Source organism: Oxalobacter paraformigenes (assembly GCF_000158475.2).
GTDB classification, from domain to species: domain Bacteria; phylum Pseudomonadota; class Gammaproteobacteria; order Burkholderiales; family Burkholderiaceae_D; genus Oxalobacter; species Oxalobacter paraformigenes.
In genome coordinates, this window is sequence record NZ_KI392030.1 from 248,548 (window position 1) to 270,227 (window position 21,680).

General features: G+C 51.4%; 16 protein-coding genes and 1 riboswitch. Of the genes, 12 read left to right on the top strand and 4 right to left on the bottom strand.

The annotated features are described in order from the left end of the window. The first annotated feature begins 79 nt into the window (after nucleotides 1-79). Both ftsZ and lpxC read left to right on the top strand, forming a co-directional pair. Nucleotides 80-1,270: a cell division protein FtsZ gene (gene ftsZ / locus OFAG_RS01155; RefSeq protein ID WP_005878175.1), complete on the top strand. Its 1,191-nt coding sequence runs from the start codon at nucleotides 80-82 to the stop codon at nucleotides 1,268-1,270. Nucleotides 1,271-1,486: 216 nt separating this feature from the next. Further along, nucleotides 1,487-2,422: a UDP-3-O-acyl-N-acetylglucosamine deacetylase gene (lpxC, locus tag OFAG_RS01160; RefSeq protein ID WP_005878173.1), complete on the top strand. Its 936-nt coding sequence runs from the start codon at nucleotides 1,487-1,489 to the stop codon at nucleotides 2,420-2,422. 15 nt (nucleotides 2,423-2,437) lie between these two features. On the opposite strand, the gene OFAG_RS12685 is transcribed toward lpxC, so the two are convergent. Further along, nucleotides 2,438-2,899, bottom strand: coding sequence for a hypothetical protein (locus OFAG_RS12685; RefSeq protein ID WP_005878171.1), 462 nt, complete (start codon nucleotides 2,897-2,899; stop codon nucleotides 2,438-2,440). Between the two features lie 293 nt (nucleotides 2,900-3,192). On the opposite strand from OFAG_RS12685, the gene secA reads away from it, so the two are divergent. The 4 genes from secA to OFAG_RS01185 all read left to right on the top strand — a co-directional run bounded on the left by secA (nucleotide 3,193) and on the right by OFAG_RS01185 (nucleotide 9,078). Then, nucleotides 3,193-5,958 (top strand): preprotein translocase subunit SecA, encoded by a 2,766-nt coding sequence (gene secA / locus OFAG_RS01170; protein ID WP_005878169.1) that lies wholly within the window; start codon nucleotides 3,193-3,195, stop codon nucleotides 5,956-5,958. A gap of 53 nt (nucleotides 5,959-6,011) precedes the next feature. Then, the gene (gene argJ / locus OFAG_RS01175; protein WP_005878167.1) at nucleotides 6,012-7,250 is read left to right on the top strand and encodes a bifunctional glutamate N-acetyltransferase/amino-acid acetyltransferase ArgJ; all 1,239 of its coding nucleotides are present in this window, start codon (nucleotides 6,012-6,014) and stop codon (nucleotides 7,248-7,250) included. Then, a complete protein-coding gene (locus tag OFAG_RS01180; protein ID WP_020994707.1) occupies nucleotides 7,250-8,119 on the top strand; it encodes an ATP-binding protein in 870 nt (289 codons plus the stop codon). The genes argJ and OFAG_RS01180 overlap by 1 nt, the downstream gene beginning before the upstream one ends. Before the next feature lie 134 nt (nucleotides 8,120-8,253). Further along, nucleotides 8,254-9,078, top strand: a complete 825-nt coding sequence (locus OFAG_RS01185) for a 2-keto-4-pentenoate hydratase (protein WP_005878162.1) — start codon at nucleotides 8,254-8,256, stop codon at nucleotides 9,076-9,078. Between the two features lie 12 nt (nucleotides 9,079-9,090). On the opposite strand, the gene OFAG_RS01190 is transcribed toward OFAG_RS01185, so the two are convergent. Next, nucleotides 9,091-11,892, bottom strand: coding sequence for a valine--tRNA ligase (locus tag OFAG_RS01190; protein WP_005878160.1), 2,802 nt, complete (start codon nucleotides 11,890-11,892; stop codon nucleotides 9,091-9,093). Between the two features lie 108 nt (nucleotides 11,893-12,000). Further along, nucleotides 12,001-12,097, top strand: a riboswitch (TPP riboswitch). A gap of 68 nt (nucleotides 12,098-12,165) precedes the next feature. Between OFAG_RS01190 and thiC the strand changes: the two genes are divergently transcribed. From thiC to thiE, 5 genes are all read left to right on the top strand, one after another. Beyond that, complete coding sequence (gene thiC, locus OFAG_RS01195) at nucleotides 12,166-14,079, top strand: phosphomethylpyrimidine synthase ThiC (protein ID WP_005878158.1); 1,914 nt, start codon at nucleotides 12,166-12,168, stop codon at nucleotides 14,077-14,079. Between the two features lie 2 nt (nucleotides 14,080-14,081). Continuing rightward, a complete protein-coding gene (thiS, locus tag OFAG_RS01200; RefSeq protein WP_005878156.1) occupies nucleotides 14,082-14,288 on the top strand; it encodes a sulfur carrier protein ThiS in 207 nt (68 codons plus the stop codon). Between the two features lie 76 nt (nucleotides 14,289-14,364). Next, entirely contained in the window at nucleotides 14,365-15,153 is a 789-nt protein-coding gene (locus OFAG_RS01205) for a thiazole synthase (protein WP_005878153.1), read from the top strand. A gap of 98 nt (nucleotides 15,154-15,251) precedes the next feature. Next, nucleotides 15,252-16,043, top strand: coding sequence for a bifunctional hydroxymethylpyrimidine kinase/phosphomethylpyrimidine kinase (gene thiD, locus OFAG_RS01210; protein ID WP_187138763.1), 792 nt, complete (start codon nucleotides 15,252-15,254; stop codon nucleotides 16,041-16,043). 65 nt (nucleotides 16,044-16,108) lie between these two features. Further along, nucleotides 16,109-16,720 carry a thiamine phosphate synthase gene (thiE, locus tag OFAG_RS01215; RefSeq protein ID WP_005878149.1) on the top strand — a complete coding sequence of 204 codons (612 nt, stop codon included), beginning with the start codon at nucleotides 16,109-16,111 and terminating at the stop codon, nucleotides 16,718-16,720. A gap of 59 nt (nucleotides 16,721-16,779) precedes the next feature. Here the strand turns inward: thiE and cls are convergent, their stop codons facing one another. Then, nucleotides 16,780-18,246, bottom strand: coding sequence for a cardiolipin synthase (cls, locus tag OFAG_RS01220; RefSeq protein ID WP_020994709.1), 1,467 nt, complete (start codon nucleotides 18,244-18,246; stop codon nucleotides 16,780-16,782). A 202-nt stretch (nucleotides 18,247-18,448) separates the two neighbouring features. On the opposite strand from cls, the gene OFAG_RS01225 reads away from it, so the two are divergent. Continuing rightward, on the top strand, nucleotides 18,449-20,737 hold the full coding sequence (locus OFAG_RS01225) for a UvrD-helicase domain-containing protein (RefSeq protein WP_005878145.1): 2,289 nt from the start codon (nucleotides 18,449-18,451) through the stop codon (nucleotides 20,735-20,737). A 1-nt stretch (nucleotide 20,738) separates the two neighbouring features. On the opposite strand, the gene rfaE1 is transcribed toward OFAG_RS01225, so the two are convergent. After that, nucleotides 20,739-21,665 carry a D-glycero-beta-D-manno-heptose-7-phosphate kinase gene (gene rfaE1 / locus OFAG_RS01230; RefSeq protein ID WP_005878143.1) on the bottom strand — a complete coding sequence of 309 codons (927 nt, stop codon included), beginning with the start codon at nucleotides 21,663-21,665 and terminating at the stop codon, nucleotides 20,739-20,741. Nucleotides 21,666-21,680 lie beyond the last annotated feature (15 nt).

The following is a 21,680-nucleotide window of genomic DNA, read 5'->3' on the forward strand; positions in this document are numbered from 1 at the left end:
AAAGGCGGTTTTCAGTTGGAAATTGTCACACCGCGTGAGAATTGCCAAATGGAAACGGCATTTTGACAGGAGCTTAATCATGGAATTTGATATGGTCGACAATGCAACGCTGGGCACTATCATCAAGGTAGTGGGCGTAGGGGGGGCTGGCGGGAACGCTGTCCAGCATATGATCAACAAGGGTGTATCCGGTGTTGAATTTATTGCGGCCAATACGGATGCGCAGGCTTTGTCCCATTCGGATGCGGATAACATCATCCAGATTGGCGATTCCGGTCTGGGCGCAGGCATGCGGCCAGATGTCGGCCGCCAGCTGGCGGAAGAATCCCGCGGACGCATAGAAGACGCCTTGCGTGGCGCGCATATGGTTTTTATCGCAGCCGGAATGGGAGGCGGCACCGGAACGGGCGCCGCTCCGATTGTTGCGGAAGTCGCCAAATCGCTGGGCGCGCTTACAGTGGCAGTTGTCTCCAAACCTTTTTCTTACGAGGGCGACAAATGCATGGAAATCGCTGAGGAAGGACTGGAAGCCTTGTCCGCCCACGTCGATTCTCTGATTGTCATTCTGAACGAAAAACTCGAGGAAATTTATGAAGACGACAGCATGATCGAATGGCTGCAACATGCCGATGATGTGCTGAACAATGCGGTTGCCGGTATTGCGGAAATCATCAATGTTCGGGGCCATATCAATGTGGACTTCAATGACGTGAAGACGATTATGGGCGAACAGGGCAAAGCCATGATGGGGACGGCTGTCGCTTCCGGAATGGACCGTGCAAGAATTGCCGCCGAACAGGCTGTGGCTTCGCCATTACTCGATGGTATCGATTTGTCCGGCGCTCGTGGGGTTCTGGTCAATGTAACGGCAAGTCGTGGCTTGAAGGGCAAGGAAATCAAGGAAGTCATGGCAACGGTACGCGCTTTCGCTTCACCGGACGCGACTATTGCACAGGGAATCGCTTACGACGATTCCATGGGAGAAGACATTCGCGTGACGGTTGTTGCGACCGGTTTGGGAAAGAACAAAAAGCCCATGCGTCTGGTCCAGACGCCGCAGTTGAGAACCGGAACCCATGATGAAGTCATTATGCCGGGCAGCGGAGATGCTGTGGCGGAACAGGGACAGGCGCCATCTTTTGAAACCTTGCAAAAACCGGCGGTCTGGCGTCATGGACGCGAGTCGGCCAGCGATACGGTCAAGGCGCTTGAAAAGAACGGCATGGAAACCTACGATATTCCTGCGTTTCTGCGCCGGCAAGCCGATTGATGGGCCGGAGCTGTTTTCACGGCCGGTTCCGGCCGGCCGTAAGAATGGCTTTTATGTGAATTTGTTACAAATGTAAAAAAACTGCCGATTCCTTTCAAAAAAGGATAAGTTAGTAACGTTTTGGTCAATATTTTGCAATGTCAGCAGAATTCTTATTGCCGGGGTAAAATATTGGCAAAGCGATAATCTGGTGTCTGATGAAGTGACGGCTAAACCATGCTAAAACAACGTACGATCCAACATCCAACCCGTACAGTCGGGATCGGATTGCATTCCGGATACAAAGTCCAGCTCATGCTTCGGCCAGCCGCTGCAGATACCGGTATTGTATTTCACCGTACCGATTTGAGTCCGGTGGTCTCTATTCCTGTCAGCGCGGAAGCGATAGGGGAAACCATGCTGGCTTCAACGCTCGTGAAGGATGGCGTTCGTATTTCTACCATCGAACATCTGATGTCGGCGTGCGCAGGGCTCGGTATTGACAATTTGCACGTCGAAGTCAATGCGGAAGAAATTCCCATTATGGACGGTTCGGCGTCTTCTTTTGTTTTTTTGCTGCAGCAGGCAGGATTGAAAGAGCTGGATGTGCCCAAAAAGTATATCCGCGTCAAGAAAAGAGTGGAAATCGCCGAAGGGGAAGGCGCTAACCGGAAGTGGGCCCGCCTTGACCCCTACAACGGTTTCAAACTGGATTTTTTTATTGAATTCAATCATCCCGCTATCGATTCGACTCATCAGCGTGCGGAAATCGACCTGAGCAATGTTTCCTATGTAAGGGATGTGTCGCGAGCCCGTACTTTCGGTTTCGTAAAAGATGTGGAAACCTTGCGTGGCATGGGACTGGCAAGAGGAGGCTCACTCGAAAACGCCATCGTCATGGATGAATACAGAATATTGAACGCTCACGCATTGCGTTATGAAGATGAATTCGTCCGGCACAAGATTCTCGACGCTATCGGAGATTTGTACAATATCGGACATCCTTTGCTGGCTTCCTATACGGCTCACAAATCCGGGCATGCCTTGAACAACCAGTTGATCAGGGCCTTGCTGGCACAACCCGACGCTTATGATGTCGTCACTTTCAATTCCGAGGAAGAAGCGCCCAATTCGCTGTTTGAGCAATCGACCCTGGAGTGGGTTCCGGCCTGAATTTGCCAGAAACATTCATCTGTTCGTCGGCTGACGTTTTGTTATCAAGTGATGCAACGCTTCGCTCAGATGGATATTGGTGCGGTTTTTCTCGAGTTTTTCGTGTAGCTCCATAAACGACTCATACGCTTTTGAAGACAGTTTTTTTCGTTGGACAGGCTTGTCTGCAAACGGATTCTGGGAAAAACGGATCTTGAGGCGAATGGAATGAACAGGCCAGCCTTTCAAACCCAGGCCGTTCTGCAATAAAGGAATCTTCTGCCTTAAACGGGCGGCTGCCGCCTGGTTGGGGGGACTGATGAAAAGCGTTCCGTTTTCCAGTTTCAAGACGTTGCAACCGGCAAAGCAGGCCGGGAGGATTCGTAGGCAATCGTTCTGGATTTCCATAAGCTGATGCGCTACATGCATCAGATTGGCCACTTTTTCATGTGTCCCCAAATACTCGAGAGCTGTCGGAAACGAATCCCTGGTTTTCATTTTCTTCAGGAAACGGATTTGATCGTTTTTGGATGAACCGGATAAAACTGACGGAAGAGCTTTTCCAGTATAACCGGAATAAAAGCGGGGACTGCCGTAATAAAACAACAACCGCAGGGAAAATAAAGGTTCAGTTGTGAAATCTCTTTGTTTAAAAGTGTAAAGAGATACTAAAGTGCCCTATTGCCTGAAAAAGGGCGTGCTAAAATGCGTTTTGACAGGGTGAGCATTGATGTATTATCAAAGCCTATGTAAATGCAGTCGATTACACTGCTTAATTTCAAGAACGTGACATGTCCATATTGACCAGCCTTTTTGGCAGCCGCAATTCGCGGTTGTTGAAGCAATACAGCAAGACCGTAAACAAAATCAACTCGCTTGAACCGGTTCTGGAAAAACTGACGGATGCCGAGCTGAAGGCGAAAACGCCTGAATTCAAAGAACGACTCGCCAACGGTGAATCGCTGGACAGCATTTTGCCGGAAGCCTTTGCCGTTTGTCGTGAAGCCAGCAAGCGTGTTTTGAAGATGCGCCCATATGATGTCCAGTTAATCGGCGGTATGGCGCTGCATTATGGAAAGATTGCCGAAATGGGAACCGGCGAGGGGAAAACGCTCGTAGCCACACTGCCGGCCTATCTGAACGGCCTGACCGGAAAAGGTGTGCATGTTGTGACCGTCAATGATTATCTGGCGCAACGCGATGCGGACTGGATGTCGCGTCTGTACGGGTGGCTCGGCTTGACAACAGGTGTCAATCTGACGTCGATGGGACATGACGAGAAACAGGCCGCTTATGCAGCCGATATCACTTACGGCACCAACAACGAATTCGGTTTCGACTATCTGCGCGATAACATGGTTTACGATGTGGCCGATCGCGTTCAGCGCGGTCTGGTCTATGCCATCGTGGATGAAGTCGATTCAATTTTGATTGACGAAGCCAGAACGCCTCTGATCATCTCGGGACAGTCGGAAAACAATACCGAACTGTACTACAAGATGAATGCCGTACCGAAAATGCTGACTTTGCAGATTGGCGAGGAAACACGTGACGGCAAAGGGAAGATCGAAGTTCCGGGCGATTTCACCAAGGATGAAAAAACCAATCAGGTCTATCTGACCGATTCCGGCTATGAAAAAGCGGAAAAGATTCTGACCAGCATGGGATTGCTGCCGGAAGGCGCTTCTTTATACGATGCCAGCAATATCATTCTGGTCCATCACCTGTATGCGGCTTTGCGTGCCAATGTCCTGTTCCACAGGGATCAGCATTATGTCGTCCAGGACGGACAAGTCATTATCGTTGATGAGTTTACAGGACGATTGATGGAAGGCCGCCGCTGGTCTGACGGCTTGCATCAGGCTGTCGAAGCGAAAGAAGGCGTCAAGATCCAGAATGAAAACCAGACGCTGGCATCGATCACTTTCCAGAATTATTTCCGTATGTACCAAAAGCTGTCGGGTATGACAGGGACTGCCGATACGGAAGCCTATGAATTCCAGGAAATCTATGGCCTTGAAACGGTTGTGATTCCGCCGAACAGGCCGAATCAGCGTCTGGATCGCCAGGATCAGGTTTACAAGAGTGCCGAAGAAAAGTACGCGGCCATGCTAAACGATATCAAGGATTGCTATGAGCGTGGGCAGCCTGTACTGGTCGGTACGACGTCAATCGAAAATTCCGAGCTGCTTTCCGGCATTCTCACCAAAGCGGGATTGCCACACAATGTCCTGAATGCGAAACAGCATGCCCGGGAAGCGGAAATCGTTGCACAGGCAGGGCGGCCGAAGATGATTACGATTGCGACCAATATGGCGGGTCGCGGGACGGATATCGTGCTGGGCGGTAATGTCGAAAAACAGATCGAATTCCTCGAAGCGAATGAGTCGATGCCGGAAGATCAAAAGCAGGCGCAGATCGAGAAATTGCGCAACGAGTGGCAATCGCTGCACGATTTTGTTCTGGCCCAGGGCGGATTGCATATTATCGGTACGGAACGGCATGAGTCGCGGCGTGTGGACAATCAGTTAAGAGGCCGTTCGGCGCGTCAGGGCGATCCGGGTTCTTCAAGATTCTATCTGTCGCTTGACGATCCGCTGTTGCGTATCTTTGCGGGCGACAAGATGCGCTCGATCATGGAACGCCTGAAAATGCCGGAAGGCGAACCGATCGAATCGGGCATCGTTACCCGTTCCATCGAATCGGCACAGCGGAAAGTCGAAGGCCGCAACTTCGACATGCGCAAGCAATTGCTTGAGTACGACGATGTGGCGAACGATCAGCGCAAGGTCATTTATCAGCAACGAAACGAATTGCTGGAGCTGGAGGATCCTACCGAACTGATTACTTCGCTTCGTCACGGCGCCTTTACGGATCTCTTCAGAACATACGTTCCGGAAGAATCGGTCGAAGAACAATGGGATATCGAAGGACTTGAAAAAGAATTGTTGACCCAGTGGAAACTGGATATTCCCCTGGCTCCCCTGCTTGAAGAGTCCAATACGCTGACCGATGAGGATTTGCTTGAACATATCCTGAAGACCGTGGACGAGTTTTATCAGGCCAAGATTGATCTGGTCGGAAAAGAAGCCTTCTCGGAGTATGAACGCAGCGTAGTGTTGCAGAGTATGGATAACTACTGGCGTGAACATCTGGCTGCGCTGGATCATCTGCGCCAGGGTATCCATCTGCGCGGGTATGCCCAGAAAAATCCCAAACAGGAATACAAACGCGAAGCGTTTCAGCTTTTCAGCCAGATGCTGGACATGATCAGAAACGATGTCACCCGCGTTCTGGTGCTTGTCCGGATCCGGACGCGCGAGGAAGTGGAAATGGCTGCCGCGCAGCAGGCCGAATCGCAAATCACGGACATGAATTATCATCGTCCCGAACCGGAGAGCGAACTGGCTTCCGGGGAAAATGGCGATGATGAAAATGTAAAGCCTGAAGTCAAACGGCAGCCTGTCGTCAATGATGTTCCAAAGGTGGGACGGAATGAACAGTGTCCCTGCGGCAGTGGAAAAAAATACAAGCATTGCCACGGACGTCTGGATTAAGGCGTAATGGACAAAGGTGAAAAATAACCCTAATCTGTATTGATGAGATAAATATGGCTGTCAATCTGTCTGTTCCGATGGCTTCGGAATTGAAACCCGTTTTGGGACTTGATCTTGGTTATGCCAAGGCAAACATCAAAAAAGAGGATCGGAAAGATTTGCTGGTAATGCGGCTGGCTCCGTCGGCAACAGTTGCGGGCGTTTTTACCAAAAACCGTTTCTGTGCTGCTCCTGTGCAGATATGCAAGTCCAATCTGGAAAAAACGCATGCCGAGGGAAAAAAGATATGCGCCCTGATGGTCAATACCGGAAATGCCAATGCCGGGACAGGTGAGGCGGGATATCGTGACGCTGTCGAAACCAGTGCCGCTCTGGCCAAATTGCTTGGATGTAATCCGGAACAGGTCTTGCCTTTTTCAACTGGCGTCATTCTCGAACCGCTGCCGGTCGATAAAATTCTGGCTGGCCTTCCTGTAGCTGTCGCTGATCTGAAAGCAGACAACTGGCTGAATGCCGCCGAAGCCATCATGACAACAGACACGATTCCCAAAGCGGCATCGCGTACTCTTGTGATAGACGGGAAAACCGTCACGATTACCGGCATGTGCAAGGGCTCGGGCATGATCAAACCGAACATGGCGACCATGCTGGGATTCATGGCAACCGATGCCGCGATTCCTCGGGATGTTCTGGACGCTATGCTGAGATCAGCTGTCGAAAAGTCATTCAATTGTATTACCGTAGACGGCGATACCTCGACGAACGATTCGTTGATTCTGATCGCTACGGGTAAAGTCGATATCGGCATTACCGATACCCAATCCGTCAATTACCGGAAAATGCGGGATGCCGTGACCGGTCTCGCGCAGGAACTTTCACAAAAAATCGTCCGGGATGGAGAAGGAGCTTCGAAATTCATTACTATTGTTGTGGAAGAAGGCCGGTCTGAGGAAGAGTGCCGCCAGATTGCCTATTCCGTTGCCCAGTCGCCATTGGTCAAAACGGCTTTTTTCGCTTCCGATCCGAATCTGGGACGGATTCTGGCCGCTATCGGTTATGCAGGCATTGAAGACCTTGACGTTGACAAGCTGAATCTGTATCTGGACGACGTTTGGGTTGCCAAAAACGGGGGAAGAAATCCTGCTTACCTGGAAGAGGACGGACAGCGTGTCATGAAGAAAAAGGAAATTCTTGTCCGGATCACGCTGGCGCGCGGCAACGCTTCCTCGACGGTCTGGACATGCGATTTGTCGCATGACTATGTTTCCATCAATGCTGATTACCGTTCCTGATGACAACGCTTGAACACTTTCTGGCGCGTGCCGAATTGCTGATGACGCGCCTCGAAAATTTGTTGCCTGCGCAAGCGGCATCGGTCATTGACTGGAATTCGCCGACATCCGCTTTTCGCTGGCGGAAGAAAAACGGTCGTGGCGTCTTGTCGCCCATTGCACATATTTCGCCCATTTCACTACCCGATCTGTTTTTTGTCGAACGCCAGAAAGCGCTTTTGGAACAGAACACGCGGCAGTTTCTGCAAGGCAAACCGGCGAATAATGTTTTGCTGACGGGCGCGAGAGGGACAGGCAAGTCGTCGCTGGTCAAGGCTTGTCTGAATGAATTTTCCGACAAGGGATTGCGCCTGATTGAAGTTGATAAAAACGATCTGGTCGATCTTGACGAAATTTCCGATCTGATCGCTTCACGTCCCGAATATTTCATCCTTTATTGCGACGATCTGTCGTTTGACGAAGGGGACAGCAGTTACAAAGCCTTGAAAGTGGCGCTGGACGGGAGCGTAGCGGCGCAGCCGGATAATATTCTTATTTATGCCACTTCAAACAGAAGGCATCTTCTCCCGGAGAAAATGTCCGACAACGAGGGATATTCCCATAACGAAAATGGCGATTTGCATCCGAGTGAAACGGTTGAGGAAAAAATATCCTTTTCCGACCGTTTCGGTCTCTGGCTTTCTTTTTATCCTTACAATCAGGAAGAGTACCTCTTCATTACCGCGCACTGGTTGAGGTCGTTCGGCTGTTCGGAAGACCAGATCGCACAGGCAAGGGAAGAAGCCCTGCAGTGGGCCTTGCATCGCGGCTCCCGCTCAGGACGAACGGCCTGGCAGTTTGCACGGGATTATGCCGGAAGAGTGCTGTAACGGCCGGCTTTCCGGTTTCTTGCGGGTCGTTTTGAACTTTTAATCGCATCGTAAATGAGAATGCGCAATGGCAGGTGAGTGAGCTTGCGTAAAGTGATTCTGGTCTGAAGAATCCTTTTATCCGAGATCTTGCCATGTTGATGACCGGTCTTGCCAATCGTTATGCGCATCAACTGATTCAAGCGCGCCAAAAGGCAGAATATCTGCCTTCCCTTTCCTCGCGGTATCCGCTTGCTGTTGGGGACGCTTATGAAATAGCACGGAAAATCGGGGAAATACGGACTGCGGAAGGGGAAAATATCGTCGGACGAAAATTCGACTATCTGGTGGATGTATCCCCGGAAAACCATCAGAAAACACCGCTTCCCTACTGGTCCTGGCTGTACGATTCCACCGTTCATTTCATGGAAAACAGTGAGGGAAATTTCAGTCTGGGAAATATGCTGGCGCCTTGTATCGAAACGGAAATCGTTTTCAGACTGGGGCGATTGCCTCCGGAAAATGCCGGTATTCAGGAATTGGCAAGCTGTATCGAATGGATGGCGCATGGGCTGGAGATAACCGACTATCCCTTTCAGGCTTCATCGCGCAATCTTGTCGATGCCATAGCGGCTTTCGGAATGCATGGTGCCTTGCTGGTCGGGGAACCGAAAATCGTTTCGGAAGGAAGCCGCAAAAGCCTTTACGCCGTTTCGAAATGTGCAAGTATATCGTTGTCCAGCAACGATGTTATCAGAACGGCCGGTTTTGGCAGTGAAACATACAGCAATCCGCTACAGGGATTGCTGGCTTTGCACCGGCTGCTGAAAAAGACGCCTGATTTCCCGCCCTTGCAGGTGGGCGACATTATCGCTACCGGCTCTTGGACAAGGCCACTTCCGGTACAGCCCGGAGAAGTGTGGCAAACGGCTGTTTCCGGTTTGCCCCTTTCCGGACTGACTGTCGAGCTTACCCCTTGAAGGGATATCCCATCAAAGCGAATCCAGTTTCGACAACTGATCTGTCAGTTTTTCCAGCGTTGATGAAAAGCCTGACAGCCGCTCGCGTTCGGTTGCTACCACTTTCTCGGGCGCTTTTGAAACGAAATTCTCGTTAGACAGTTTTGCCGTTATTCTGGCGATTTCTCCTTCCAGTCTGGCGATTTCCCTGGAAAGCCGTTCCCGCTCGGCAGCGACATCGATTTCCACTTTGAGCATGAGTTTGACGTCGCCGACAATGGAAACGGGAGCGGGGGATTGTGGCAAGGTTTCAAGAAGGGTGATTTCCGAAAGTTTGCCCAGCGCTTTCAAATGAGGCGTGAAAGATTTCAGGCGCGGATATTCATTTTGTTGCGCCGATTCCATGAAAAGCGGAACCCGTTTTGCGGGCGACAACTGCATTTCGCCCCGCAGATTACGGCAGGCATCGATCAGGGCTTTGCATTGCATCATCCATTTGTCGGCTTCTTCGTCTGTTTTGGCGTTATCAGGAACCGGATATTCCTGAAGCATCAGGGTATCGTTTTCCGTGACGGTTTTCCCTGCAAGCGGAGCGACTTTTTGCCAGAGTTCTTCGGTAATGAAGGGGATGACCGGATGGGCAAGGCGCAGGACTGCTTCCAGAACAGCCAGAAGCGTATGGCGGGTCGCTCTTTTTTGGGCGTCGTTGCCTTCCTGAATCTGGACTTTCGCCATTTCGACGTACCAGTCACAGTATTCGTCCCAGATGAAGCGATAAATAGCGGAAGCGATATTGTCGAAACGGTATTCGGAAAAGCCTTTTTCCACTTCCGATGCGGCACGCTGGAACTGGGACCGGATCCAGCGATCGGCCAGTGAAAATTCCATTTCGCCGTTGCTGGCAAACCCGCAATCTTCCCCTTCGGTATTCATCAGGACGAAGCGGGTGGCGTTCCACAACTTGTTGCAGAAGTTGCGGTAACCTTCGCAGCGGTTCAGATCGAAGTTGATATTCCGTCCCAGAGAGGCATAGCTTGCCATGGTGAAACGCAAGGCATCGGTACCGAATGCCGGAATGCCTTTCCCGAATTCCTTTCGGGTGGCTTTGGCAATGGAATCTGCCTGTTTGGGATTCATCAGGCCAAATGTTCTCTGCTTGACCAGTGAATCGACGTCGATACCGTCGATCAGGTCAATTGGATTTAAGGTATTGCCTTTGGATTTCGACATTTTCTGGCCGTTGGCATCCCGGACGAGACCGTGCACGTAAACAGTCCGGAAAGGAACCTTGCCCGTGAAATGCAGTGTCATCATCACCATGCGGGCGACCCAGAAGAAAATAATGTCGAAACCGGTGACCAGAACGGTGGACGGCAAAAACATTCTGTATTCCGGGGTATCATCCGGCCAGCCGACAGTCGAGAAAGGAACCAGAGCCGATGAGAACCAGGTGTCCAGAACGTCCGGATCGCGACGGATCGGTTTGTTTCCTGCCTTGGCGCGTGCTTCTTCTTCTGTCCGGGCAACATAGATATTGCCTTCTTCATCGTACCAGGCCGGAATTTGGTGGCCCCACCAGAGTTGGCGGGAAATGCACCAGTCCTGAATATTGTTCAACCATTGATTGTAGGTGTTGGTCCAGTTTTCCGGCATGAACCGGATTTCACCATCCCGGACTTTTTCCAGAGCGACTTCCGCCAGGGATTTTCCGGGGAAAAAGGTGCCTTCCGGCGCCGGTTTGCTCATGGCGACAAACCATTGATCCGTCAGCATCGGTTCGATAACGACGCCGGTTCTGTCGCCACGCGGAACCATCAGTTTGTGCGGCTGGATCGATTCGAGCAATCCCTGCTCCTGCAGGTCGGCCACGATTTTCTTGCGCGCGGCGAAACGGTCGAGTCCACGATATGCTTCGGGAGCGTTGTCGTTGATTTTTGCGTCAAGTGTGAAGATGCTGACCGGTTCCAGACCGTGGCGGGCTCCGACGGCATAGTCGTTGAAATCGTGCGCAGGCGTGATTTTGACGCAACCGGTCCCGAATTCCCGATCGACGTATTCGTCGGCGATAACCGGAATCTGGCGGCCGGTCAAAGGAAGTTCGATCATTTTTCCGATCAGGCCGGTGTAGCGTTCGTCTTCCGGATTGACAGCAACCGCGACGTCACCCAACATGGTTTCAGGACGCGTGGTGGCGACAGTAAGCGAACCGGAGCCATCTGCGAAAGGATAGCGGATATGCCACATTGATCCGTTTTCTTCTTCGGATACCACTTCAAGGTCGGAAACGGCCGTTCCAAGAACCGGATCCCAGTTGACCAGTCGTTTTCCCCTGTATATCAGTCCTTCTTCGTAAAGACGGACAAAAACGTCGGCAACGGTGCCCGAGCGGGTTTTATCCATCGTGAAATATTCGCGATCCCAATCGGGAGAGGTTCCCATGCGGCGCATCTGGCCTGTAATGGTCGATCCTGACTTTTCCTTCCATTCCCAGACTTTTTCAAGGAATTTTTCACGGCCGAGATCATGGCGGGAAATGTTCTGGGCATCAAGCTGGCGTTCGACGACAATCTGGGTGGCAATGCCGGCGTGATCGGTTCCCGGAATCCAGGCGGTATTGAAGCCGCGCATGCGATGGTATCGGACCAGCCCGTCCATGATCGTCTGGTTGAAAGCGTGTCCCATATGCAGGGTGCCTGTGACATTGGGGGGGGGAAGCTGAATGGCGAAAGACGATTTGTTTTCATCCAGGGAAGCGCGAAAGTATCCGCGTTTCTCCCATTCTTCCCGCCAGTGTTTTTCAATTTCGGCGGGTTCGAAAGACTTGGCTAATTCCATGATCTGGTGTAAGTTTTGCTAAAATTCAATAAAGCGTTTATTATAATGGACGACGACGGGAGCGACCTCGAAAGATGACGTTATAATTCCCGAATGTAGTAAAATTTATCAGAATGCTAGGGGTTCTGGCCGACGGGCCGGGCGAGATACACCCTCTGAACCTGATCTGGGTAATGCCAGCGAAGGGAAGCGAAAAGTGTGCATGCGATAGCCGCAGTCTTATCTTGAGGTTCCTTGAGCTGGTTTAATGGAGTAAATGCTTAAGGAATCGATATGAACGCCAATCCAAAATTCTTGTCCGCTACTGCCAAAGTCGATGAAGCAGCGGTTCAACCTTTTCCGAATTCACGAAAAATCTACGTTCAGGGTTCGCGTCCTGATATCCGTGTTCCGATGAGAGAGATCACCCTCTCCGATACGCCAGTCATGTTCGGTTCGGAAAAGAATCCTCCGATTTATGTTTACGATACTTCCGGTCCTTACACCGATCCGGATGCCAAAATCGATATCCGTTCCGGTCTTCCGCCGATTCGCACTCCCTGGATACTGGAAAGGGACGATACGGAAGAACTGGATGGTCCGACGTCAGCCTATGGTCGTGAACGCCTGAATGACCCGAGTCTGGATGAACTGCGTTTCAATCTGACCCGCAAGCCGCGCCGTGCCAAGAAAGGCGCGAAAATCACGCAGATGGAATATGCCAGACGGGGTATTGTCACTCCGGAAATGGAATTTGTGGCTATTCGTGAAAATCTGCGCCGCAAGGAATACCTTGAAAGTCTGAAAGCAGCTGGCCCGACAGGCGAGAAAATGGCAAAAATGATGATGCGCCAGCATCCGGGCCAATCGTTTGGCGCCAGTATTCCTGCCGAAATCACACCGGAATTCGTTCGTGATGAAATCGCTCGCGGAAGAGCGATCATTCCGGCCAATATCAACCATCCGGAAGTCGAACCGATGATTATCGGCCGTAATTTCCTGGTTAAAATCAATGCTAATATCGGTAATTCGGCGCTTTCGTCCGGTATCGCGGAAGAAGTCGAGAAAATGACCTGGGCGATTCGCTGGGGCGGCGACAATGTGATGGATCTTTCAACGGGCAAGCATATCCATGAAACCCGTGAATGGATTGTGCGTAATTCACCGGTGCCGATCGGTACCGTTCCGATGTATCAGGCCCTTGAAAAGGTCGATGGCGTTGCCGAGAATCTGACCTGGGAAGTTTACCGTGACACCCTGATTGAACAGGCGGAACAGGGTGTGGATTATTTCACGATTCATGCCGGTCTTCTGCTTCGGCATGTGCCGACAACTGCCGAACGCATGACAGGGATCGTTTCCCGTGGTGGTTCCATCATTGCAAAATGGTGTCTCGCGCACCATACGGAAAGTTTCCTGTATACCCATTTTGAAGAAATCTGCGAAATTCTGGCGCAGTACGATGTGGCTGTCTCGCTGGGCGACGGTTTGCGGCCGGGTTCGATTTACGATGCAAACGACGAAGCGCAGCTGGGTGAACTGGCCGTGTTGGGTGAGTTGACTGAAATCGCCTGGAAACACGGCGTTCAAGTTCTGATCGAAGGGCCCGGCCACGTTCCGATGCATATGATCAAGGAAAACATGGATATCCAGCTGGAACAGTGCCATGAAGCGCCTTTCTATACGCTTGGGCCGTTGGTAACGGATATCGCTCCCGGATATGACCATATCACTTCAGCCATGGGTGCTGCCATGATTGGCTGGTACGGTACCGCGATGCTTTGTTACGTCACGCCGAAAGAACATCTTGGTTTGCCGAACAAGGACGATGTAAAAGAAGGCATCATTGTTTACAAGCTGGCCGCGCATGCAGCCGATCTGGCCAAGGGGCATCCGGGCGCGCAGATCCGCGACAATGCCATGTCCAAGGCACGTTTCGAATTCCGCTGGGAAGACCAGTTCAATATCGGGCTGGATCCGGACAGGGCGCGCCAGTTCCATGACGATACTCTGCCGAAAGATTCCGCCAAGGTCGCGCACTTCTGTTCCATGTGCGGACCGAAGTTCTGCTCGATGAAAATTACGCAGGAAGTTCGCGACTATGCGGCCAAAAAGGGCATTTCCGAAGTGCAGGCATTAAAGGAAGGGATGGAAGAACGCTCTGTCGAGTTCATCAAGACAGGTTCTGAAATTTATCACAAACAATAATCATGAGTATCGAGATCAGATTGAACGGAGAATCCCGTCAGGTGGAAGACGGGCTTACCTTGCACGACCTGATCAGCTCGTTGCAACTGCCGAACCGGGCTTTGGCAGTTGCCGTCAACCGGAAAGTTGTGACGCGTCAGAAGTGGCCGGAATATGTATTGCAGCCGGCCGATCAGGTAGAACTGGTGCGTGCGATTGGCGGGGGCTGACAGATCTCAGGGGCAGAGAGCAGCAAGGTTCAGGGGAACTTTGCCGGATTGTTGAAACCGGAAATAAGGAAAAACAATGAACAAGCAGGAACAGGGTCTTACGATTGCAGGAAAAACGTATCGGTCACGTTTGCTGGTAGGAAGCGGCAAGTATCGCGATCTGGAACAGACCCGTGAAGCGACGGAGGCCAGTGGCGCCGAAATCATCACGGTAGCCATCCGGCGCGTGAACATCGGACAGGATCCGAATGCGCCGAGTCTTCTGGATGTCGTTCCGCCGACGAAATATACCATTTTGCCGAATACGGCCGGCTGTTATAACGCCGAAGATGCCGTTTATACCCTTCAACTGGCGCGGGAATTGCTGAATGGCCACAAACTGGTCAAGCTTGAGGTTCTGGGCAATGAAAAAACCCTGTTCCCGAATATGCCCGAAACGCTGAAAGCAGCCGAGATACTGGTGAAGGACGGTTTCGATGTGATGGTTTACTGCAGTGACGATCCTGTTCAGGCCAAAATGCTGGAAGATATCGGCTGTGCCGCCATCATGCCTCTGGCATCGCTGATCGGTTCCGGGATGGGCATCCTGAATCCCTGGAATCTGTCGCTGATCATCGAACAGTCGAGCGTTCCGGTCATTGTCGATGCTGGCGTCGGTACCGCATCGGATGCGGCTATTGCCATGGAACTGGGTTGCGACGGCATTCTGATGAATACGGCAATTGCCGGCGCTAAAGATCCCATCCGTATGGCCCGTGCCATGAAGCTGGCAGTCGAAGCCGGACGGGAAGCGTTCCTTGCCGGACGCATTCCCAGAAAATTTGCCGCTTCGCCATCTTCGCCGATGGCTGGTCGTATCGCCTGAGCGGCATATCGGGTTATGCGGTTCTGTGGGCTGCATAATCCACCTGTCCGGAACACTGAAGTGGCAAGGATTTGGAACTGTCAGGAATGACTGGAAACATGAAAGAAAAGAGCCGACATTGTGTGCTGGTTTTTTCAGGGCTCGATCCCAGTGGCGGTGCGGGTATTTCTGCCGATATTGAGGCAATTGGCGCTGTCGGCGCGCACGCGTTGCCGGTTGTTACCGCGCTTACCGTTCAGGACAATGACAGGGTTTATGCCGTCAATCCGGTTGATGCTGCCATCATTTCCCGTCAGGCTCAGGTATTGGCAGGGAAAATTCCGGTTTCTGCGGTCAAGGTGGGAATTGTCGGAAATCGGGATAATGCCGTTGCTATCGGCGAAGTGATTTCAGAGCTGAGACGGAAACAGCCCGGCTTGCCGGTTGTTCTGGATACCGTTCTTGGAAGCGGCCACGGGTTTGCTCTGGCGGATGGCACACCGGAGTATGCTCTTTCTCCATTGATTGGTATGGCGACACTGGTTACTCCCAATTTGCCGGAAGCGAAACGTCTGTGTCCTTTGGCGAAGGATACAAGGAAACAGGCGGAGTATCTGATGGCACAGGGCGCTGCCAATGTGCTGATCAAAGGCGGACATGGCGAAGACGCCGATTCGGTCTTTAATCAGTGGTTTGGCGCAGATGGGATGAAGCAATGGAAATGGCGGAGGTTGCCCGGAGAATTTCACGGAACGGGATGTACGCTTGCCTCGGCCATCGCCGCTTATCTGGCGCAGGGGCTTTTGATGGAGAAAGCGCTGGAAAAGGGACAGGTCTGGTGTCAAGCCGCATTGGAAAAGGCTTTTTCCATTGCAAAAGGACAGAAAATCCCGGGCAGACAGGCTTGCTGAAATCATGGCTCTGGTGTCTTGGCCGGATTCTGGAAAACATATAGAAACAGGAATAGAGGAATTTGATGAAAGGTCTTTATATAGTCACCCCCGACTGGGACGATACGGCCAAAATGGTTGAGGTAACCGAAAAGGCCTTGACAGGTGGAGCGCAAATCGTTCAGTACCGGCATAAAACGGCTGGTCCGGAATTGCTTCTTGAGCAGGCCAGGGCATTGCGGGATTTATGCCGTCGTTACGAAAAACCGTTCATCATCAACGATTATGTTGATCTGTGTCTGGAACTGGATACAGACGGTATTCATGTCGGCGGAATGGACGTACCTGTCAAAAAGGTTCGGGCTGCAGTCGGCCCGGACAAGATCGTCGGCGCTTCCTGTTACGGCGATCTGGAACTGGCGCGCAAGGCAACTCGTGACGGGGCAAGCTATGTCGCTTTTGGAGGATTCTATCCGTCCCGTGTAAAAAAGTACCCCGTGACGACTCCGCAAAATATCGTTTCAGACTGGAAAAAGGAAACACCAAGTATGCCGGTGTGTGTCATCGGTGGGATGAGCGTTGAAAATGCTATACCGCTTGTCGAACTGGGAGCGGATATGGTCGCGGTTGTCAGTGGCGTCTATTTTCAGGATGATCCGGAAGCGGCAGCTCGCGGATTCGCACAGCTATTCAAATAAATATAAACTTGTTCAACGGATGGTTTTGATAACCCGGTTTCTATTGAAGCCGGGTTTTTTTACAGCAAGGGTGAAAAAAGACGCGCGGTAGCTTCAAACATTTTCTGGGGGAAAGGGATGGGCCGGTTTTCCGGGACGCGTTCTGCGCAGAGCAGGTCGCAATCGAACTGGTTCGAAAGCATTTCGGCCAGTCTGGGGCCATATGCGGCAACGCAAACTTCAAAATTCAGACGGAAACTGCGCGAATCGAAATTGGCCGTGCCGATCAGGCTGTAATGGTGGTCTACCACGATGGTTTTGGAATGCAGCATTCGGCCGCTGTATTCCCATATTTTGACGCCTGCCCGGATGAGTTCGTCAAAATAGGAACGTGCCGCTGCCGTGACCAGTCGGGAATCGCTTATTTTCGGTACCAATAAGCGCACATCGACTCCACGCAAGGCAGCGGAAGTCAAAGCGAACAGTGTCGCTTCCGTCGGGACGAAATAAGGTGTCGTCAGCCATATGCGTCTTCGCGCATTCTGGATCATCGTCAGATAAATGCGATGAATGATTTCCCACTCATTATCCGGGCCCGACGGAATGACCTGGACTGGATAAGGGCCAGAGGATTGAATGGGAAAATATTCTGCCAGATCGGGAATATCTTTCACTTTGCTGGCATACACCCAGTCTTCCATAAAAACCAGTTGCAGCCAGTGAACGGCATTGCCTGTCAGTTCCAGATGAGTGTCATGATAGGCATATTCATGCACCCGTTCATCTTCCTGATCGGTAATGTTCAGACCACCTGTGAAGCCGACCAGGCCATCGCATATAACGATCTTCCGGTGATTCCGCAGGTTGACGAGTGGTTTGATGAGCTGCGTAATATGCGGTTTGTGGAAAAAGGCAAATTCGGCGCCTGCACGGATCAGGGGCAGAAAAAACGCTTTTTTCAGTGCAGACGAGCCGATGCCGTCCACCAGCAATCGGACATGGACGCCTTCTTTAGCCTTGGCGATTAACAGGTTGCGCAAGGCGGTACCGATTTCGTCCGGATCGAAAATGTAATATTCGAGATGAACGTGATGCGTCGCGTTGGAAATCGCTTCCAGTATGGTCGTGAATGTCTGTTCTCCATCCACAAGCAAACGCAGCGATTTGGCGGTTGTCAGCGGAAAACCGGTGGTATTGCGAATCATGTTGGCCAGTTGCATCAGTTCCACAGGATGAGTACTGGTTGCCAGAATATGATTGCGCAATTGCAGGAAGTCGGAATGTTCTTTCAAGGCGGTTTTCGACAGCAAGCGCCTGAATTGCTGGCGTTTCAGTTTCTGGGGGCCAAAAAAGTGATAAATGATGAATCCGCCGTAGGGAATAAAGGCCAGTGCGAATATCCAGCTCAGGGTGGAGACGGGAGCGCGTTTCTGCAGGATGATCCAGATTGAAAGACAGACGATGTAAACGAGCCACGCTATTCCCAGCCATTTCATGAAGGCGAGCGAGCTGGATGTCAAACCGAACAATTCGTCGTATGGAAGCATGATTCAGATAAAAGCGGTTAGAGCGGTCGGGATTGCCTGCCTTGTGTTAAAAATTTTGGAAACTGTATCATACCCTCCAAATAACGATCTGAATAAGGGTTCGCCGGTATTCTGCCATTTCCGAAGAAACCGGTGATGATCTGGCCGGCGTTTTGGTTGAAAACGGCAAGCATTCCACAACTATTTACGGGATAATATCGAAATGGACAACATGCTAGAAAATCTCAATCCTGAACAGCTTGCCGCCGTTACCCTGCCGTCCCAGTCCGCCCTGATTCTCGCCGGCGCGGGGTCGGGAAAAACCCGGGTTTTGACGACCCGTATTGCCTGGCTTTTGAAAACCGGGCAGGTTTCCACTTCCGGAATCATGGCCGTGACCTTTACCAACAAGGCCGCAAAGGAAATGATGTCGCGTCTTTCCACACTGTTTCCGGCCAATACCCGGGGCTTGTGGATCGGTACTTTTCACGGCCTTTGCAATCGCTTGCTGAGGTTACATTACCGGGAAGCTGCGTTGCCTCAGGCATTCAATATTCTGGATACGCAGGATCAGCTCTCGACGATCAAGCGGCTGCTCAAAACGAACAATATCGATGATGAGAAATTTCCGCCACGAAATCTGATGTATTTCATCAATGGCGCGAAAGAAAGAGGTTTCCGGGCGTCTGTCATCGAGGCGCAGGACGACTATGAGCGAAAAATGGTCGAATTGTATGGCCTGTACGAAGAACAGTGCCAGCGTGAAGGTGTTGTCGATTTCGGAGAATTACTGTTGCGCAGTTGCGAGCTTCTGGAAAAGAACCCGGTTTTGCGGGAGCACTACCAGGAGCGGTTTCGCCATATTCTGGTCGATGAATTTCAGGATACGAACAATCTGCAATACAAGTGGCTGAAACTGATGGCAGGAAACAATACTGCCATCTTCGCAGTGGGTGATGACGATCAGAGCATTTACGCTTTCCGGGGCGCCAATGTCGGCAATATGCTTTCTTTCCAGCATGATTTCAACGTCCAGAATCTGATCAGGCTTGAACAGAATTACCGTTCGCATGGCAATATACTGGAAGCGGCCAATACCCTGATTGCGCACAATACGCACCGCCTGGGCAAGAATCTTCATACCGATGCAGGAGAGGGCGAACCGATCAGGGTATGCGAAGCCCCGTCTGACCTGAATGAAGTCCAGTGGATACTGGATGAAGTCAATCATTTGATAGGGGATGGCATGTCAAGAAGCGAAATCGCTGTCCTTTATCGTTCCAATGCCCAGTCGCGGGTCATTGAGCACGGTCTTTTCAGTGCCGGTATTCCTTATCGGGTTTATGGCGGCCTGCGTTTTTTCGAGCGGGCCGAAATCAAACACGCCATCGCTTATCTTCAACTGATCGACAATCCGGACAACAATGCCGCCTTTTTGAGAGTGGTCAATTTTCCGGCGCGTGGCATAGGCGCAAGAACAGTCGAACAATTACAGGAAATGTCGCGGATACATGATGTTTCGCTTTATGGAGCCATTCCCTATGTTTCCGGCAAAGCGGGGACGGCACTTGCTTCGTTTGTGCGCATTATCCAGACTATCCGGGCCGAAGTGAAAGAAATGAATTTGCCTTCACTGATACAAACCACGCTGGAGAAAAGCGGTCTTCTTTTGCATTATCAGTCTGAAAAGGAAGGTGCGGACCGGATCGAAAACCTTGAACAGCTGGTTTCAGCCGCGACACTCTTTTTGTCAGAAGAAGGGTTTTCTCTGGAGGCGCCGGCTCTTTTAACAGAAAAAATGACAGATGGCCTCAATGCCGGCAATCCTTTGCTGGCAGTCGATAGCGTTATTGGGGCGGATATTCCTCTTCCGATGATTATGTCACCGCTAGCCGCGTTTTTGACGCATGCCTCACTTGAAGCCGGGGAAAATCAGGCAGATGAAGGGCAGGATGCATTGCAGCTCATGACAGTGCATTCTGCCAAAGGGCTTGAATTCGATGCGGTTTTCATAACGGGTCTGGAAGAAGGACTGTTCCCTCACGAAAACAGTGCCCGGGAAGAAGATGGCCTTGAAGAAGAAAGACGTCTGATGTATGTGGCCATTACGCGCGCGAAAAAGCGGCTTTATCTCAGTTACGCACAAACACGGATGCTGCATGGCCAGATGCGCTATAACCTCTCTTCCCGGTTTTTCAGTGAATTGCCCGACAGGAATCTGAAATGGCTGACTCCCCGAAAACAGTCAATGTATTCTGGCATCCCGCAAAGGAAGCGTGAACCTGTCGCGCAGTTCGACAAGTCGTTTGCTGTTGAAAAACAGACTCCCGCGTCATTTGGCAGAAACAGCGAATGGCGGATTGGGGAAACCGTTTTTCACAAGAAATTCGGCGAAGGGGTGATTGTCAGTCTCGAAGGACAGGGAACAGCTGTTCGCGCCAACATCAATTTCGGGCGTCAGGGCATGAAATTGCTGGATTTGAGCATTGCCAAGCTGGAGCACGTTTCCTGATTTAAGAAGGAAACAGTTCTTCCGACGTAACGGTGGCTGTGCCGAGTTTGCCGACGACAATGCCCGCGGCGCGGTTGGCAACATGCACCGCTTCGGCAACAGTCTTTCCCGAACCGATCATGGCGGCGAGCGTGGCAATAACCGTATCTCCTGCGCCTGATACATCGAAAACCTCACGCGCTACGGTCGGGATGTGAAGAACCTCGTCGGCACCGTATAAGGACATCCCTTCTTCAGAACGCGTGAGCAACAGATAGTCCAGATCGAGCGTTTTGCGCAATGCTTGCGCCTTGGCCGTCAGTTCGGCTTCATCTTTCCAGCTTCCGACAACTTCACGCAATTCAGATTTGTTCGGCGTCAGAAGGGTTGCGCCCTTGTATTTTGAAAAATCGTCGCCTTTCGGGTCGATCAGGGTGGTTTTCCCGGCTTTTTTTGCTTCTGCAATCAGGCTGGCGACATGATCCAGTGCACCTTTCCCATAATCCGACAATACAACAATATCGTGCGTTGCCAGAAGAGAACGGTATTGCCGCAATTTGTCTTCCAGTACTTCATGAGTCGGTTTTTTTTCAAAATCCAGACGCAAAAGCTGCTGTTGCCGTCCGATTACCCGGAGTTTGACAGTGGTGGAGACCTCGGTGGATGAATGAAGATAAGGGGCAATTCCTGACTGCCTGAGCATTTTTTCCACAGTCAATCCAGCCTCATCTTTTCCGACAATTCCCAAAAGACTGCAAGCGTTTCCCAGAGCGGCCACATTTCTGGCGACATTGGCAGCGCCACCGAGCCGTTCTTCATGCCTGCCTATCAGAACGACAGGGACGGGCGCTTCCGGTGAAATCCGGTTGACTTCCCCGAACCAGTAACGGTCGAGCATGATATCCCCTGCAATCAGAATGCGGGGGTTTTTAGCATTAATCTTGTCCATGATAAGTCAATGTAC

Bases quoted from the DNA above. Each gene is read 5' to 3' on its own strand.
- secA (WP_005878169.1), top strand. From the start codon at position 3,193: ATGTCCATATTGACCAGCCTTTTTGGCAGCCGCAATTCGCGGTTGTTG.
- thiD (WP_187138763.1), top strand. From the start codon at position 15,252: ATGAAAGAAAAGAGCCGACATTGTGTGCTGGTTTTTTCAGGGCTCGAT.
- thiE (WP_005878149.1), top strand. From the start codon at position 16,109: ATGAAAGGTCTTTATATAGTCACCCCCGACTGGGACGATACGGCCAAA.
- lpxC (WP_005878173.1), top strand. From the start codon at position 1,487: ATGCTAAAACAACGTACGATCCAACATCCAACCCGTACAGTCGGGATC.
- OFAG_RS01180 (WP_020994707.1), top strand. From the start codon at position 7,250: ATGACAACGCTTGAACACTTTCTGGCGCGTGCCGAATTGCTGATGACG.
- ftsZ (WP_005878175.1), top strand. From the start codon at position 80: ATGGAATTTGATATGGTCGACAATGCAACGCTGGGCACTATCATCAAG.
- rfaE1 (WP_005878143.1), bottom strand. From the start codon at position 21,665: ATGGACAAGATTAATGCTAAAAACCCCCGCATTCTGATTGCAGGGGAT.
- argJ (WP_005878167.1), top strand. From the start codon at position 6,012: ATGGCTGTCAATCTGTCTGTTCCGATGGCTTCGGAATTGAAACCCGTT.
- thiS (WP_005878156.1), top strand. From the start codon at position 14,082: ATGAGTATCGAGATCAGATTGAACGGAGAATCCCGTCAGGTGGAAGAC.
- OFAG_RS01225 (WP_005878145.1), top strand. From the start codon at position 18,449: ATGGACAACATGCTAGAAAATCTCAATCCTGAACAGCTTGCCGCCGTT.
- cls (WP_020994709.1), bottom strand. From the start codon at position 18,246: ATGCTTCCATACGACGAATTGTTCGGTTTGACATCCAGCTCGCTCGCC.
- OFAG_RS01185 (WP_005878162.1), top strand. From the start codon at position 8,254: ATGTTGATGACCGGTCTTGCCAATCGTTATGCGCATCAACTGATTCAA.
- OFAG_RS12685 (WP_005878171.1), bottom strand. From the start codon at position 2,899: ATGAAAACCAGGGATTCGTTTCCGACAGCTCTCGAGTATTTGGGGACA.
- OFAG_RS01190 (WP_005878160.1), bottom strand. From the start codon at position 11,892: ATGGAATTAGCCAAGTCTTTCGAACCCGCCGAAATTGAAAAACACTGG.
- OFAG_RS01205 (WP_005878153.1), top strand. From the start codon at position 14,365: ATGAACAAGCAGGAACAGGGTCTTACGATTGCAGGAAAAACGTATCGG.
- thiC (WP_005878158.1), top strand. From the start codon at position 12,166: ATGAACGCCAATCCAAAATTCTTGTCCGCTACTGCCAAAGTCGATGAA.